This window comes from Ectothiorhodospira lacustris (assembly GCF_022227785.1).
Lineage (GTDB): Bacteria > Pseudomonadota > Gammaproteobacteria > Ectothiorhodospirales > Ectothiorhodospiraceae > Ectothiorhodospira > Ectothiorhodospira lacustris.
The window spans coordinates 21,433-37,133 of record NZ_JAJNQM010000010.1 but is presented as its reverse complement, the minus strand read 5'-3'; the positions used below and the strand labels follow the sequence as shown (position 1 = coordinate 37,133).

General features: G+C 64.1%; 13 protein-coding genes. 1 reads left to right on the top strand and 12 read right to left on the bottom strand.

Annotation, left to right across the window (positions count from 1 at the left end):
- Positions 1-46 precede the first annotated feature (46 nt).
- The 4 genes from LQ952_RS03520 to gltB all read right to left on the bottom strand — a co-directional run bounded on the left by LQ952_RS03520 (position 47) and on the right by gltB (position 7,990).
- Positions 47-1,165: a TRAP transporter substrate-binding protein gene (locus LQ952_RS03520; RefSeq protein WP_238621277.1), complete on the bottom strand. Its 1,119-nt coding sequence runs from the start codon at positions 1,163-1,165 to the stop codon at positions 47-49.
- Positions 1,166-1,252: 87 nt separating this feature from the next.
- The gene (locus LQ952_RS03515; protein WP_238621276.1) at positions 1,253-1,759 is read right to left on the bottom strand and encodes a glutathione peroxidase; all 507 of its coding nucleotides are present in this window, start codon (positions 1,757-1,759) and stop codon (positions 1,253-1,255) included.
- 98 nt (positions 1,760-1,857) lie between these two features.
- A complete protein-coding gene (locus LQ952_RS03510) occupies positions 1,858-3,324 on the bottom strand; it encodes a glutamate synthase subunit beta (protein ID WP_238621275.1) in 1,467 nt (488 codons plus the stop codon).
- On the bottom strand, positions 3,317-7,990 hold the full coding sequence (gltB, locus tag LQ952_RS03505; RefSeq protein ID WP_238621274.1) for a glutamate synthase large subunit: 4,674 nt from the start codon (positions 7,988-7,990) through the stop codon (positions 3,317-3,319). The genes LQ952_RS03510 and gltB overlap by 8 nt, the downstream gene beginning before the upstream one ends.
- Before the next feature lie 501 nt (positions 7,991-8,491).
- Here gltB and LQ952_RS03500 point away from each other — a divergent pair.
- Positions 8,492-8,836: a hypothetical protein gene (locus tag LQ952_RS03500; protein ID WP_238621273.1), complete on the top strand. Its 345-nt coding sequence runs from the start codon at positions 8,492-8,494 to the stop codon at positions 8,834-8,836.
- Positions 8,837-8,931: 95 nt separating this feature from the next.
- Here LQ952_RS03500 and LQ952_RS03495 read toward each other — a convergent pair whose 3' ends face one another.
- The 8 genes from LQ952_RS03495 to LQ952_RS03460 form a co-directional block, all read right to left on the bottom strand.
- Positions 8,932-9,366, bottom strand: coding sequence for a hypothetical protein (locus LQ952_RS03495; protein ID WP_238621272.1), 435 nt, complete (start codon positions 9,364-9,366; stop codon positions 8,932-8,934).
- Positions 9,363-9,557, bottom strand: a complete 195-nt coding sequence (locus tag LQ952_RS03490; RefSeq protein WP_238621271.1) for a hypothetical protein — start codon at positions 9,555-9,557, stop codon at positions 9,363-9,365. The genes LQ952_RS03495 and LQ952_RS03490 overlap by 4 nt, the downstream gene beginning before the upstream one ends.
- A gap of 29 nt (positions 9,558-9,586) precedes the next feature.
- Positions 9,587-9,925 carry an IS66 family insertion sequence element accessory protein TnpB gene (tnpB, locus tag LQ952_RS03485; protein ID WP_274521945.1) on the bottom strand — a complete coding sequence of 113 codons (339 nt, stop codon included), beginning with the start codon at positions 9,923-9,925 and terminating at the stop codon, positions 9,587-9,589.
- Positions 9,926-9,947: 22 nt separating this feature from the next.
- Complete coding sequence (tnpA, locus tag LQ952_RS03480; protein ID WP_238621269.1) at positions 9,948-10,289, bottom strand: IS66 family insertion sequence element accessory protein TnpA; 342 nt, start codon at positions 10,287-10,289, stop codon at positions 9,948-9,950.
- A gap of 53 nt (positions 10,290-10,342) precedes the next feature.
- On the bottom strand, positions 10,343-10,654 hold the full coding sequence (locus LQ952_RS03475) for a hypothetical protein (protein ID WP_238621268.1): 312 nt from the start codon (positions 10,652-10,654) through the stop codon (positions 10,343-10,345).
- 225 nt (positions 10,655-10,879) lie between these two features.
- Positions 10,880-11,140 carry a BrnA antitoxin family protein gene (locus LQ952_RS03470; RefSeq protein ID WP_430733754.1) on the bottom strand — a complete coding sequence of 87 codons (261 nt, stop codon included), beginning with the start codon at positions 11,138-11,140 and terminating at the stop codon, positions 10,880-10,882.
- Positions 11,118-11,396, bottom strand: a complete 279-nt coding sequence (locus LQ952_RS03465) for a BrnT family toxin (protein ID WP_238621267.1) — start codon at positions 11,394-11,396, stop codon at positions 11,118-11,120. Before LQ952_RS03465 ends, LQ952_RS03470 begins: the two co-directional genes overlap by 23 nt.
- 689 nt (positions 11,397-12,085) lie before the next feature.
- Positions 12,086-15,619: a mechanosensitive ion channel domain-containing protein gene (locus tag LQ952_RS03460; protein WP_238621266.1), complete on the bottom strand. Its 3,534-nt coding sequence runs from the start codon at positions 15,617-15,619 to the stop codon at positions 12,086-12,088.
- Positions 15,620-15,701: the final 82 nt, after the last annotated feature.

The following is a 15,701-nucleotide window of genomic DNA, read 5'->3' as shown; positions in this document are numbered from 1 at the left end:
AGTCGGATGAGCCCCGCTCCCGAGGGAAAGGGGCTCCGGAGCAGGCTCAGGCGAGGATCTTCCCGCCCAGGTCCCGGATCTGGGTCTGGAAGGCCGTTTCCGAGTTTTGCTGCCAGCGGTCATGGCGGGCCTTGAACCCGAAATAGCTCTCATGCACCCGGCGCACCAGCGGGTCCTTGGCGGCCCGGTCGCTGAGAATATCCCGGGTGGCTTCCAGCAGGGCCTGGATCACGTCGTCGGGCAGCGGCCCGAATTGCACCCCATGATTGGTCACCAGGTCGTCCAGGGCATCGGCGTTTCTGGCCTCCAGCCAGGCATGGGATGTGATGTTGCAGGCCGCCGCGGCGTTGCGCATGATGGCCTGCAGATCCTTGGGCAGGGATTCCCAGGCGCGGCGGTTGACCACCACCTCGGTGCTGGTGGCCGGTTCGTGCCAGCCGGAGGAATAGTAGTACTTGGCGGCCCGGTGCAGACCCAGTTCGCGGTCGGAGTAGGGACCCACCCACTCCGCGGCATCAATGGCACCCCGCTCCAGGGCCGCAAACAGTTCACCACCCGGCAGCAGGCGGGCATTGGCGCCGATGGCGTTGTAGATGTCCCCAGCCAACCCCGGCATGCGGATGTTCAGGCCGCGGAAATCCCGCAGACCCTCGACCGGGCGCCGGAACCAGCCCACCGGCTGCACCCCGGTGCAGCCCACCACCAGGGGCACCAGATCAAAGGGCTTGTAGACCTCTTCGTACAGTTCATAGCCGCCCCCCTCGTTGAGCCAGGCGTTATGACCCTGGAAGGTCATGCCGAAGGGGACGGTGGTGAAGTATTGGGCGGCGAAGGACTTGCCGGCCCAGTAATAGGCGCAGCCGTGATTGAGCTGGACCTGACGACCGGAAGAAGCGGCATCGAAGCCCTCGAAGGCGGGCACCAGTTCATTGGCGGAATAGACCCGGATGCGGATACGGCCGCCGGACATTTCCTCCACTCGCCGGGCGAAGTCGGTGGCACTGCCGGGTCCGGTCTGGAAGAAGGGCAGGCCGGCGGGCCAGGTGGTGGTCATGCGCCAGTTGAAACGCTCTTGGGCCTTGACGATGGCCGGTGCCCCGATGATGGCGGCCCCGGTGGCCACGGCGGTGCCGGCCTTGAGAAAATCTCGACGCTTGATGGACATGGCCTTGATGCTCCTCGGTGGTGGGTTCGCTTGATGTTGTTTTTGGAATATGAACCAAACCGGTTATGCGTGACAACCTTGTGCCGATTAGGTTGGTGGCATCTCAAGCAGGCGCTCGATCTCCCCAGCGATGGCTTCCGGCGGGACATTGGGGGCATAGCGCCGGACCGCCCGACCATCTCGACCCACCAGAAACTTGGTGAAATTCCACTTGATGCCCTGGGACCCCAGCAGACCGGGCGCGGCGGCCTTGAGGTGACGAAACAGGGGATGGGCGTCAGCGCCGTTGACCTCCACCTTGGCAAACAGCGGGAAGCTCACCCGGAAGCTTGTGGTGCAGAAATCGGCGATCTGGTCCTCGCTGCCCGGTTCCTGGTTGCCGAACTGATTGCAGGGAAAGCCCAGCACGTCGAACCCCCGGTCGTGGAAACGATCCTGCAGGGCCTGCAGGCTGCTGTACTGTTTGGTGAGGCCGCAGCGGCTGGCCACGTTGACGATGAGCAGAACACGACCGGTGAATTCGGCCAGGGTGCGGGGTCGGCCCTGGATGTCGGTGGCCTCGAAAGTGTGGATAGTGCCTGGGTCGGTGGCCATGGCGTGTGCTCCAGTGGTGGGGCGGCGGGGGTTCACCGCAGAGTATCCCGGCCCCGGAACGAAAAAAAGCCCGGCAAAGCCGGGCTTTTTTCATGGCGTCACCGCGGCAGATCGGAACTTCCCATCAGCCACTGATCCACTGCCCGGGCGCACTGGCGCCCTTCGCGGATGGCCCAGACCACCAGGGACTGGCCGCGGCGCATGTCGCCGGCGGCGAACACGCCGTCCACGCTGGTGTGATAGGCCTTGGCGCCTTCGGTCACACCCTTGACGTTGCCCCGGGGATCCAGCTCCAGGCCGGATGCCTGCTGCAGTTGGGCCAGCATGCCCTCCTGTACCGGATGCACGAAGCCCATGGCCAGCAGCACCAGATCACAGCGGATTTCCCGCTCGGTGCCCGGTACTTCGCTCATCTGGAAACGGCCCTCGGCATCCTTCTCCCACTTCACCGTCGCCACCCGGGCGGCTTTGACCCGGCCGTGGCCGTCGTCGATGAAGGCCTTGGTGGCCACGTTCCACTCCCGGGTGCAGCCCTCTTCCTGGGAGCTGGAGGTGCGCATGCGGTTGGGCCAGTTGGGCCAGGTCAGCCCCTTGTTCTCCTTTTCAGGCGGCTTGTCCAGGATCTCCACCTGGGTGACATGGACCGCGCCATGACGGTTGGAGGTGCCGATACAGTCGGAACCGGTATCGCCGCCGCCGATCACCAGCACGTGCTTGTCCTGGGCGCTGAGGAAGTCCTCGTCGGGTACGAACACGCCCTGGACTCGCTTGCTGTTGCGGGTGAGGAAATCCATGGCGTAATGCACGCCCTCCAGTTCACGGCCGGGCACCGGCAGATCGCGGGGCTTTTCGGCCCCCCCTGCCAGCACCACCGCATCGAACTCCGCCTGCAGTTTCGCCACCGGGATGTCCACGCCGATATGGGTCTGGGTGTGGAACTGCACCCCTTCCGTGCGCATCTGCGCGATACGGCGGTCGATATGCGTCTTGCTCAGCTTGAAATCGGGGATGCCGTAGCGCAGCAGGCCGCCGATGCGGTCCGCCTTCTCGAACACCTCCACGCTGTGACCGGCACGGGCCAGCTGCTGGGCGGCCGCAAGACCCGCGGGGCCGGAGCCCACCACCGCCACCCGCTTGCCGGTGCGGCGCTGGGCCACCTGGGGCCGGATCCAGCCTTCTTCCCAGGCCCGGTCGACGATGGCGCACTCGATGGTCTTGATGGTCACCGGGGTGTCGTCGATGTTCAGGGTGCAGGCGGCCTCGCAGGGGGCGGGGCAGATGCGGCCCGTGAACTCGGGGAAGTTGTTGGTGGAATGCAGCACCTCGATGGCCTGCTTCCAGTCGTCCTTGTACACCAGGTCATTCCAGTCCGGGATGATGTTGTTCACCGGGCAGCCCTGATGGCAGAAGGGGATGCCGCAGTCCATGCAGCGGGCCCCCTGCTCACGCACCTGTGCCACGTTCAGCGGGATGACGAACTCCCGATAGTGAACGATACGGTCACTCACCGGCGCATAGCGCCGGTCGCTGCGTACAAATTCCAGGAATCCGGTTGGCTTACCCATGAGCGGCGCTCCCCTCAAGCGGCTGGTTGGCGGTCAATGGTCGGTTGGCACCCGGCGGACGGGCCTTCTGGGCCTGAAGTTCTTCCAGGGCGCGACGGTAATCCACCGGCATCACCTTGACGAAACGGGGCAGGAAATTATTCCAGTCCGCCAGGATGCGTTTGGCCTGGGCCGAGCCGGTGTAGGCCAGATGACGCTCGATAAGGGTCTTCAGGCGCCGGGCATCGTGGTTGGTCATGTCGTGGCTCAGGTCCACCCGGCCGTGGGTTTCCAGATCCCCGCCCTGGTGATCCAGGGCTTCCAGGGCATCGTCCTCGGCGGCGATGGGCTCCAGTTCCACCATGGCCAGATTGCAGCGCTGGGCGAAGTCACCGTCCTCGTCCAGCACGTAAGCCACCCCGCCGGACATGCCGGCGGCGAAGTTGCGGCCGGTGCGGCCCAGGCACACCATGATGCCGCCGGTCATGTACTCGCAGCCGTGGTCGCCCACGCCTTCCACCACGGCGGTGGCGCCGGAATTGCGCACGCAGAAACGCTCACCGGCCACGCCGCGGAAGAACACCTCGCCATTGATGGCGCCGTAGAGCACGGTGTTGCCGACGATGATGTTGTCCTCGGCCCGGTCGATGGCGGCATGGGCCGGCGGATAGATGATGATGCGACCGCCGGACAGGCCCTTGCCCACGTAGTCGTTGGCTTCACCTTCCATCTCGATGGTCACGCCCTTGGCCAGCCAGGCGCCGAAGGACTGGCCGCCGGTACCGCTGGCCTTGATGTGGATGGTGTCGTCCGGCAGGCCGGCATGGCCGTAGCGGGCCGCCACCTGACCGGAGAGCATGGTGCCCACGGTGCGGTGGAAGTTGCGGATCCGGGTTTCGATCTTCACCGGCTTGCCCTCGGTCAGGGCTGGCTGGGCCTGCCGGATCAGTTCGTGATCCAGCGCCTTGTCCAGACCGTGATCCTGGGTCTCGGTGTTGTAGATGGCCACCTCGGCCGGCACCTGGGGCCGGGCCAGCAGACGGGTGTAGTCCAGCCCCTTGGCCTTCCAGTGGCTGATGGCCTTGCGCATCTCTAGCAGATCGGCACGACCGATCATCTCCTTCATGGTGCGGAAGCCCAGCCTGGCCATCAGGCGGCGGACTTCCTCGGCCACGAAGAAGAAGTAGTTGATGACGTATTCCGGCTTGCCGGTGAATTTCTTGCGCAGTTCCGGATCCTGGGTGGCCACGCCCACCGGGCAGGTGTTCAGGTGGCACTTGCGCATCATGATGCAGCCTTCCACGATCAGCGGCGCGGTGGCGAAGCCGAACTCATCGGCCCCCAGCAGGGCGCCGATGACCACGTCGCGGCCGGTGCGCAGGCCGCCGTCCACCTGCAGCGCCACGCGGCCCCGCAGGCGGTTGAGCACCAGGGTCTGCTGGGTTTCGGCCAGGCCGATCTCCCAGGGACTGCCGGCGTGTTTGATGGAGGTCAACGGGCTGGCCCCGGTGCCGCCGTCGTAACCGGCGATGGTGATGTGGTCCGCATGGGCCTTGGAGACGCCGGCGGCCACGGTGCCCACACCCACCTCGGAGACCAGCTTCACGGAGATGCGGGCCTTGGGGTTGGCGTTCTTCAGGTCGTGGATCAGCTGTGCCAGATCCTCGATGGAATAGATGTCGTGGTGGGGCGGCGGCGAGATCAGGCCCACGCCGGCGGTGGAATGACGCACCCGGGCGATCTGGGCATTGACCTTGTGGCCGGGCAGCTGGCCACCTTCGCCGGGCTTGGCGCCCTGGGCGATCTTGATCTGGATGTCGTCGGCGTTCACCAGGTACTCGGTGGTGACGCCGAAGCGGCCCGAGGCCACCTGCTTGATGGCGGAACGTTCCGGATTCATGGAGCCGTCCGCCAGGGGCAGGAAGCGTTCCGGCTCTTCACCGCCCTCACCGGTGTTGGACTTGCCGCCGATGGCGTTCATCGCCTTGGCCAGGGTGGAATGGGCCTCGTAGGAGATGGAGCCGAAGGACATGGCACCGGTGGCGAAGCGCTTGACGATCTCGGCCGCCGGTTCCACCTCGTCCAGAGGGATTTCGGTATCGGCGAACCTGAAGTCCATCAGACCGCGCAGGGTCAGCAGGCGCTCGGACTGCTCGTCGATGAGCCGCGAGAACTCGGCGAAGCTCCCGGCGTCGTTGGCGCGGGTGGCGTGCTGCAGCTTGGCGATGCTGTCCGGGGTCCAGATGTGATCTTCGCCGCGGATGCGGAAGGCGTAGTCGCCGCCCACGTCCAGCTGCTTGCGGTAGATCTCCGCATTGCCGTAGGCCTGCCGGTGCCAGCGCACCGCCTCTTCGGCCACTTGGGACAGGCCGATACCCTCGATCTTGCTGTGGGTGCCGGAGAAGTACTGGTCCACGAACGGCGTGTTGAGGCCGATGGCATCAAAGATCTGGGCGCCGCAGTAGGATTCCAGGGTGGAGATGCCCATCTTGGACATGACCTTGAGCAGCCCCTTGCCGACGGCCTTGATGTAGCGCTTCTGGGCCTCTTCGAAGCTCAGCCGCTCCGGCAGACGCGGCAACATGGACTGGATGGTGTCGAAGGCCAGATAGGGGTTGATGGCTTCGGCGCCGTAGCCTTCCAGGGTGGCGAAATGATGCACTTCCAGGGCGGCCCCGGTTTCCACCACGATGCCGGAGGCGGTACGCAGCCCCTTCTCGATCAGGTGATGGTGCACGGCCGAGGTGGCCAGCAGCATGGGGATCGGAATCCGGTCCCGGTTGGTGTCGCGGTCGGACAGGATAAGGATATTGAAGCCATCCAGAACCGCCTGTTCCGCCTCGGCACACAGGCGATCCAAGGCGGCGCCCATGCCTTCGGCGCCTTCGACGGCGGGGTAGCACACGTCCAGGGTGCGGGTACGGAAGGCGCCGCCGGAGTGGTACTCGATGTGGCGGATGCGCTCCAGGTCCTGGTTGGTGAGCACCGGCTGGGGGGTTTCCAGGCGCCAGTGCCGGCCGGCCTCGTTGATGCCCAGCAGGTTGGGGCGGGGACCGATCATGCACACCAGCGACATCACCAGTTCCTCGCGGATCGGGTCGATGGGCGGGTTGGTCACCTGGGCGAAGTTCTGCTTGAAATAGGTGGACAGGTGCTTGGGCCGGGCCGACAGCACCGAGGGCGGGTTGTCCGCGCCCATGGAGCCTATTGCCTCCTGGCCGGTGAGGGCCATGGGGGTGAGCAGGAACTTCAGGTCTTCCTGGGTATAGCCGAAGGCCTGCTGGTGATCCAGCAGGGTGGCGTCATCGGGGGCCATGGGACCGACGCCGGTGGGCAGGTCTTCCAGACGGATCTGGGTCTTCTTCAGCCATTCGCCGTAGGGGCGGGCTGCGGCCAGTTGGGTCTTGATCTCGTCATCGCTGATGATGCGGCCTTCCTCCAGGTCGATCAGCAGCATCTTGCCCGGCTGCAGGCGCCACTTCTTGACGATCTGCTCTTCGGGAATGTCCAGCACGCCCATCTCGGAACCCAGGATTACCAGGTCATCCTTGGTGACCAGGTAACGGGCGGGGCGCAGGCCGTTGCGGTCCAGGGTGGCACCGATCTGGCGGCCGTCGGTGAAGGCCATGGCGGCGGGGCCGTCCCAGGGCTCCATCAGGGCCATGTGGTATTCATAGAAGGCGCGACGCTTCTCGTCCATCAGGGTGTTGCCGGACCAGGCTTCGGGGATGAGGATCATCATGGCATGGGCCAGGGAATAGCCCCCCATCACCAGCAGTTCCAGGGCGTTGTCGAAGCAGGCGGAGTCGGACTGGCCTTCCGGGATCAGCGGCCAGATGGTGTCCAGGTCGTCGCCCAGGATCTCGGAACGCATGGTGTGACGGCGGGCGGCCATCCAGTTGACGTTGCCCCGCAGGGTGTTGATCTCGCCGTTGTGGCAGATCATGCGGAACGGCTGTGCCAGGTCCCAGGTGGGGAAGGTGTTGGTGGAGAAGCGCTGGTGCACCAGGGCCAGGGCGCTGACGAAGGTTTCGTCCTGCAGGTCCAGGTAGTAATGGCCCACCTGGCCGGCCAGCAGCATACCCTTGTAGTTCACCGTGCGGGAGGACATGGAGGCGATGTAGCAAGCCTCGAAACCGTGACCGGCATCGCGGATCTCGTTATCCATGCGCTTGCGGATGACGAACAGTTTGCGCTCGAAGGCATCCTGGTCGGCACAGTTGTCGCCCCGGCCGATGAACACCTGGCGCACCCTGGGTTCGCTGGGCAGCACGCTTTCGCCCAGGTCGCTGTTGTCGGTGGGCACGTCGCGCCAGCCGAGCACGGTCTGACCGCTTTCCAGAATGTGCTTTTCGATGATGGCCTGCATCCGGGCGCGGATGTCCGCATCCTGGTGCAGGAAGATCATGCCCACGCCGTAGTGTCCGGTCTCGGGCAGGTCGAAGCTCACCTGGGCGCGGAAGAAGGCCTCGGGGATCTGCACCAGGATGCCGGCGCCGTCACCGGCCTTGGGGTCGGCACCGACGGCGCCGCGATGATTGATCCGCTCCAGAATCTCCAGACCCTGCTGGACGATCCGATGACTTTTCTGATTCTTGATATGACAGACAAAGCCGATGCCGCAGGCGTCGCGCTCGTGGGCTGGATCATAGAGGCCCTGCTCGGGCGGTAAGGCATGAAAGCTCATCATTGACCTCGCTGGTATCTGGTCGCTGGCCGGCATCCGCGGCAGTCTGGTGTCGGGGGATCGGGCGGTTTTACCGTCGCCGACCTCCTGCTATTGACTTCCGTGAATATCGCCGAATTCCGGCGGGTTGGGGAGATTAAAGGGAAAGTGTCCGCGACGCCAGAGGGCGAGGGGCGCTTCCTTCAAGAACTTGTAAAAATGCACTGATTTGGTGCGCTTATGAACTGTTTTGGGGCGTTTTTATGTCGGTTTTTGTGTTTTTCTACGGTTTTTCGTAATGATCAGGGCGTCTTATTCCTGCGCTGCTGTTTCATATCAATCTGCGTGCCAATAATTGCGATGGCTTTGCGGACACGAGGCCGGATGAAGCACGGTGAGCGGGCATTTGCAGTACGGGTGCACCAATGCCGGGCAATCTTTGCGGGATTCGGTGCAGGTGGTATGGTCCTCACATGACCTCTCTACCTTCGGGGTGCGCGGCCGGGCGCAGGAGAGGGCCGGTTGTTGGTTCAAGAGGGCGAGGGCATGGGCAATGCACTACTGGTGGCGGTGGTGGCGGACGAGTTCGAAGAACAGGCCCTGGCCATCGCTGCCCGCGAGGGGGCTCTCCAGGCGACCACGCTGGCAGGCCGAGGCATCAACTTTCCCGAACACGTCACCTTTTTCGGTCTCACCTATCAGGGGGTGGAGCGGGTCTGCCTCTGGATCCTTGAGGAGGAACGGGCCACCCATGTGGCTGAGTGCCTCAACCGGGAGCTGGATCTGCTCAAGCCCTTCAAGGGGCTGGCGTTCTCAGTCCGGATCGACGGGCCGGGACCCCTCCCGCCAGATCATCTTCCCGACTGAGTTGCTTCGGGTCGCAGGCGTGCAGTAGGAAAACGGACAGATTAAGGGAGCCAGAGGCCGGCCTGGGTTTTAAGCCCCCTCCGTCATGTAAGCGATCATTCTAAGGCGTAGTTGCCCAGCCGCTGCACGTCTGATCGTAGTGGGTTATCGGCGAAGTGCTCTTTCCAGAGCCGTGGCGTGAGTTCGATGACCCTGTTGGCTGGATGCTGGCCCACGCGCAGGAGTACGTCGACCAGATAAGCGAACTTGTCCACCATCATCCCGGCCACGAGGCTGACGTCAGCGATGCTCTTTTCCAGCACGGTTTCCGGGGTCGGCGGGCTGGTCAGGGTCTGTTGCTGCTTGTGCTTGAGGACCGGGCGGCGGTGTTCCAGGATCACGTAGCTCCCAGGGCGCTGCGCCAGACGGTGCGTGACCTTGTGATCGATGACCTCGTAATCCTGGGCATCCGGCCCTTCGAGTTCCTTGGCGGGGACATCGATGACTTCCTTGGGCACCGTCTCGTCAAAGCGCAGGCCGCTGTCGGTCACGGCATTGTCGCGGGTCTTCTTGCGGCGGGTGTAGGTGACTTCCTCGGTCGACCAAACAGCTCGCGGTGGAAGAAGGCCAGTTGGTTCTGCGCGTCCTTGAGCTGTTCCGCGAGCAGCACCACCTGTTCGCGCAGTTGCTGATTTTCCTTGTGCAGCTGCTGCGGATTCAGGCTGTGGGCGGGCGTGTTCACGAGGTGTTATCTGGTTGATCAGATGGGGGTTATTGTACCATCACCTGCTCCGCGAAAGGCCTGTTGCGCCAACGTTTTTGGCGTTTTTCCACGGCAATCTGCAGCCCTTCAATCAGGGCCGAAAACTCGGTCTGCGACAGTGCCATCTTGGCCTGCGCTGGCCCCCCCAGGCGTCGGAACCGCCCCTGCTCCAGGCGCTTGCACCACAGACAGTAGCCGTCTTCATCGAAGTACAACACCTTGAGCTGGGTGCGACGCCGGTTGATGAAGATGAAACCCTGGCCACTGAGGGGATCCATGCCCAGATGCTGCTTCACCAAGGCCACCAGACCATCATAAGAGCGCCGCATGTCCGTGGGTTGGTGCATAGCCACAGGCGCGGCAGGGGTCTCAGCATGGCTGCCCTCGACGCACCCGCAGGACCATGCCTGGGCCCAGGGTCAATTCCACGTCCCAGCCGGTGGACAGGGGTGGCGTCACCTCCGCGGGCCCATGCGAATCCACGGACAACTCGGCAAACCGGGGCGACCCTTCCGCATCCCCGCTGCCGTTCACGGGTTTTACTTCCGCAGCGGCGGCGCTCAACCGGGATCGCCATGCCTCGAACCGATGCGCCGGCAACTGCCGCTTCTGGCAGAACACTTCTGCCGTGAGGCCGCTGGACTGGAACTCATCCACCAGGGCTTGCCACTGGGCACGGGAACGGCGTGGACGAGGGGTCTCTTGGGGCATGATGGGTCTCTCCTGTCGGAAGTGAATACAGGTGAGACGGTACGCGCGAGGAATCAGGGAAGGAATGACGGTCTAGTTTGACCGGTTACGTCCGTGACGATCACCGGGCGGACTCCGGCGGGCAAGACCTCCGAGAGGCGCTTCAAAAAGTCCTCCTGGATCTCGCGGTTAGCGTACTTGGACTGAGGGTGGCACTCCTGGTACAGGGTTCTTCCCTGGCCGCCCACGGGCACCGAGGCGCGCAACACGTGAATGCTCTCATCCACCGCCACCGGCGACCAGTCCACCAGAATCACCTGGCGCTCTTCCTGCCCCAACAACCAGTGGGCCATGGCCTGATAAACCGTCATTGCCTCCCGATGCATGTCCACTCCCACCTCCCTTTATCTCACTGTTTCACAAGGAAATCCCTGGCGAAAAACGTGGGGATAGCCCAGACGCTGAACGATGAAAGCGATGCCTTGCGCATCGAGGATCAGGCCAACAGCGAGCGGATTCTGAATGCTTACGGCACGCTTGCAAGGGCAATTCATCGGCCCGCCAACCCGGCTTGAGAGTTCTTCATCACGTCAGGTCATGGGAGTTGTTCATCACCGTGGCGGGTGGTTCTGCTGGGCCTGCATGTAGTGGCGCAGCAACTGGTTGATGCGCGTCTGATAGCCCGCACCCTGCCCCTTAAACCACTCCAGCACATCGGCATCGAGGCGGATGGTCACCGCTTGTTTCACCGGCACGCGCAGTTCGGCGCGGAGAAAGAAGTCATCGCCCAGCTCGGACATGTCGCCGGTATCGATGTCCTGGTCGTCCAGCTTGGCCAGGCGTTCCCAGTCAGTTTTCGATGCTTTCGACATAGCGTTCAGCCTCCTGTTTGGTGGCTTTTCGGGCGGAGATGATCCGGATCACATCACCCCGCCGCTCGGTGTACACAACCACGCCGATCAGCACCTTGATCCAACCGATGCTGATCCAGCGCTCTTCGCCGCAGTCCGTTCGGTCATCACGCAAAGCCAGCATCGGATGCTGGAAGATGTCCGGCACGTCGTTGAAGTCGATGCCATGCTTGCGGATGTTGGCCTGGTTCTTGGCTTCGTCCCATTCAAACCGCATGGGGCATCCTGTATTTACTTATGTACATACACAATACGCCCCTGATTGGAAAAACACAGCCCCTGGTGTTGCGGTAGCTTGCCGCCGTGCCGCCAGGGGCCAACAAGCGCAGCGCGTTAGGCCTTGGCCTTTCGACACGTGCGACGGTCTGCTCGGGTTGCAAAGGGGCACCCTTTGGCACGGGAGGTGTATACCTCCTTAGCGTGCCTGTATGTTTTGCCGTTGCTTGAGGCCGCTTCGCGGTCTGCACGGATGTCAGGCGTTTGCAGGGTGATTGTCGGCGTTTGTCATGACTTCAGGTACCTCGCTGCTGACCGCCACGGCGGCGGCTCTGGACGGGCAGACCACCTCGGTCACCGGTCTTGGCCGGGCATCGCAGCGGAAGATCGCGGAAAAGGCGAGCATCAAGCAGATGGATCGGCTCGTTGGTAACCCCACCAGGATGCATCGAGAGGCGGCGACGGTTTATCAGGCCATGGCCCACTGGCTGGTGGGGCAGGAAGAGCGCCCAGTGATCTTGGTGGACTGTCGGCCTTGGCCTTCCGGAACGCGAAAAAGAGGTCTATCAGATCCACATCCTGCCAAGTGCAAATTGCCTTCGTTTTCATCGCCAGTTCGCCCGGTGGCTGCAGCGGGGATTGTCGAAGTCGGTGAGCAGCTTGCCGATTTTCTTGAGGATGTCGAGAGCATCAGTCACTGCGTTCTCCCGGTTCAGTGCCCAAGGAGGGCTCGGAGTCCGGATTTTCAGGCCCCGGTTCCGGTAGCTCCAGGCCCGGGTCCATGTCCGCCGCGCCTCGGGCGCGGGGCGGCTGGCCGGCGGCCGGCGACTGGGTGGGGCCACCGGGCGCGGGGACCATGTCCCGTATATGCAGATCCATCTGCGGGAAGGCGATCTCGATGCCCAGTGCCCGGAAACGCTTGATGATGGTGGTGTGCAGTTCGCTGGTGGTCATCAGCCGTTCCCGCAACTGGCTCACGTAGACCCGTAGCTCGAAGTTCAGGGCGCTGTCACCGAAGTGGATGAAGAACACGCTGGGGCCCGGTTCCTTGAGTACCTGGGGGTTTTCCGCCGCGATCTGCAGCAGAGTCTCCCGCACCAGGTCCACATCCGCCGAGTAGCTGACCCCCACCGGGATCACCAGTCGGGTGACCGTGTCCGACAGGGTCCAGTTGATCAGTCGTTCGGTGATGAAGTTTTTGTTGGGAATCACCACCTCCCGGTTGTCCCAGTCCACGATGGTGGTGGCGCGGGTGCGGATACGGGCTACGGTACCGCTGTATTCACCGATCGTGATGGTGTCGCCCACCCGCACCGGGCGTTCGAACAGCATGATCAGACCCGACACGAAGTTGGCCACCACCTCCTGCAGACCGAAACCCAGGCCCAGGGTGAGGGCCGCCACCATCCATTGCAGTTCACTCCAGCGCAGCCCCAGCAGGGAGAATACGCTGATGATGGCCACCACGGTGAGGGCATAACGCAGCAGCATGGTGACGGTGTAACGACCGGAGGCATCCATCTGAGTGCTGCGGGAAAGCAAGATCTCCACCAGGCCGGGCAGGTTGCGGGCCGCCAGAGTGAAGACCACCCCCAGGAAGATGGCCATCAGGAAGTTCAGCAGACTGACGCGGCTGAGCACCTCGGCCTCGCCCACCATGATGGTGCGCGACCACAGGGTGATGCCGTCCAGCCAGGTGAGGGCCGGCAGGACATCGGACCAGGCCCAGAACAGGGCCAGGGCCACGGCCGCCCACACGGTGATGCGCATCAGGGTGCGGGTCTGCAGGTTCACGTCTTCCATGCTCAGGTGGGGTTCCGGGATATCCAGCCCACCTTCCGCGCCGGTGCCGGCACTGCTGCTTTCCATGGTCGCCGCCTTGGCCCGCTGCTCACGCATGCGCCGCACCCGCAGGCGTGTTTCGCTCAGGATCAGTGCCCGGGCCGAGAGGTTGTAGCCCAGCCAGACGATGCCCACGATCACCAGGGTGTCGATGCTGCGGCTCATGAGTTCGGCCACCGTCAGCAGGTAACCCGCCAGGGTCAGTCCCGCCAGCGTCAGTACCGCCACGCCGATCACCGTCCGCAGCATGCGCCGGCGGCGTTCCTTCAGGGGAGGCTCCTCGCCTTCGGGGAAGGGACTCAACAGCCACCAGCCGAACAGGGCGCTGACCACCACCGCGGCCAGCAGGGCCATGCGACCGAAGACGTCGAAGACTTGGTCGGATGGATGGCTGAAGGTCAGGGCCAGGAGCAGGATCAGCAGCAGTTGGGTGGGCAGGAACCAGGTCAGGTGGCGCCGCAGGCGTCTGACCATGAGCGGGTTCCACTTGAAGTGGGCGGTGCCGACACCGTTCTTGTGGGTGAGCAGGATCAGAAGATGGCCCGCCAGCCACCAGATCGAGGTGCTGAAGAAGATGGTGGCCAGGGCTTCCACTCCGTGGCCCACCTCCGGGATGGCCTCCAGGCGCAGGGACGTGGCCATCAGCAGGACAGGGATCGGCAGGACCCGCAGCAGACTCCAGCCCAGGGCTTGCAGGGTCAGTTTGATGCTGTCGGTGAAGCGGTGCCGGGTCCGGGCCGCCAGATCTTCCAGGTGACTGGGTGTTCTCCGTCCCGGCACGTAAAGAGACAGTGCCAGCAGCAGGGTCAATCCCAGGGCGATGGGGCTACCCACGGTCACGTCCCACAGGACCTTGTAGACTTCCTGCCAGGCGGTGGGGTCCAGCAGGGCCAGGGTGGCCGCCGGGATGCGGACGGACCAGTCCACGCCCACGGGGACATGGCTGGGCCACCAAAGCAGGGTTTCCCTCAGGATCTGGTCCAGCTCATCCACCAGGACCACTACGGTCCGCAGGCGCAGCTCGGTCTGGCGGAGTTGGTCGGCCAGGGTGTCTTCGGCGTGGAGCTGGATGGTCAGGGCCTGCTCCTGCAGTCGCCGCAGTTCACCCTGACCCAGGTCGTCGCCGTTGAGGATCACCGCCCTGGGCTGAGTACTCAATTGCTCCCGCAGGGTGATGGCTCGCAGCCGGGACTGGGCCAGTTCCCGTTCGATGCCCCGGACCGCATAGCGGGCTTCTTCCAGATCCCGCAGTCGCCGCTGCTCTTCCAGAAACAGGCTGCCCAGGGCCTCGGTGAGTCCTCCCACTTCCAGACGTTCACGTACGTTGGCCAGGGTCTGGGTCAGTTCCCGTTCGATGCGTACGTAGCGATCCCGTTCCTGTTGCAGGGTACGAACGCGGGCCTGGGTCTCGGCGATCCGGTCGAAGCGGACCCGCAGGGCCTGGATCTCGCCGGCAAAGCGGGTCCTGGCTTCCGGCTCCCGTTCTACCAGCCGCTGCAGCCCCTGTTGCAGGGTCCTCAATTCCTCCGATGAGCGTTCGCCGAGTTCCCGTTCCAACTCGGCCAGGCCGGCCCTAAGCCAGCGCAGCTCCAGTTCCAGAGCGGGAATCTCCAGACGCAGGACCTCGATGCGGGGTGTCAGACTCTGACCATCCAGCTGGGCGGCAATAATGCGGGCATCGGCGCGTCGGGTGATGGCGTGGCGGGCGGCCTCCACGGCATTGCTTAGCTCTGCGTCTTCCGGGGTGGGCGGCAAGGCCTCCAGTTCCTCGGTACGCTGGTGCTGCAGGCGCTCCAGGGTTTCGGCCTGGGTCCGTGACTGTTCCTCCAGGCGGGAGAGGGTGACACGCCGCTGGTCCAGTTCCAGGGCTGTCTGTTCTCGACGCCGTTCCAGTAGGCCGATGTCATCCTCGATCTGGCTGATGCTGCGGTCTTCGCCGGGGCTGTAGGGTTGGCGCAGCGACTGATCCAGCCGCTGACGCGCTTCCTGAAGGCGATCGGTGGCCGCCTTGGCGATGCCTGCCCGATCCAGGGCGCCACGCAGGCGCTCCACTGCAGACCGCTCCTGTTCCAGGGCCGTCTGCCACAGGGTGCGCTCCGTCTCGGACAGTTCCCCATCGCCGGCCCGCTGGCTCAGGCGCTGTTCGGGACTGGTTCGCAGCCAGGCCTCGGCCGGCGCGGTATCGACGGCCTCTGCCAGCGAGCGAATGCGGGCGATGCTTTGATTGAGGCTGTCCCGCTGGGTATCCAGCTCCGTCTGGCTGACAGGCGCGGGTCCTGTGGGCGGCGCCACACCCGCTTCTTGGGCCGGAACAGGCATCCCGAGCCCAAGGTACAGGGCAAGCATGAGCAATAGCCGGATTGTCAGGCGTTGGGTGGACATGGGGAAATCAACCTCTGGATATCCGGCGGGGGTACTGGATATGGTGATGTGATGTGCTGGACAATGGCACTGAAGCGCCCGC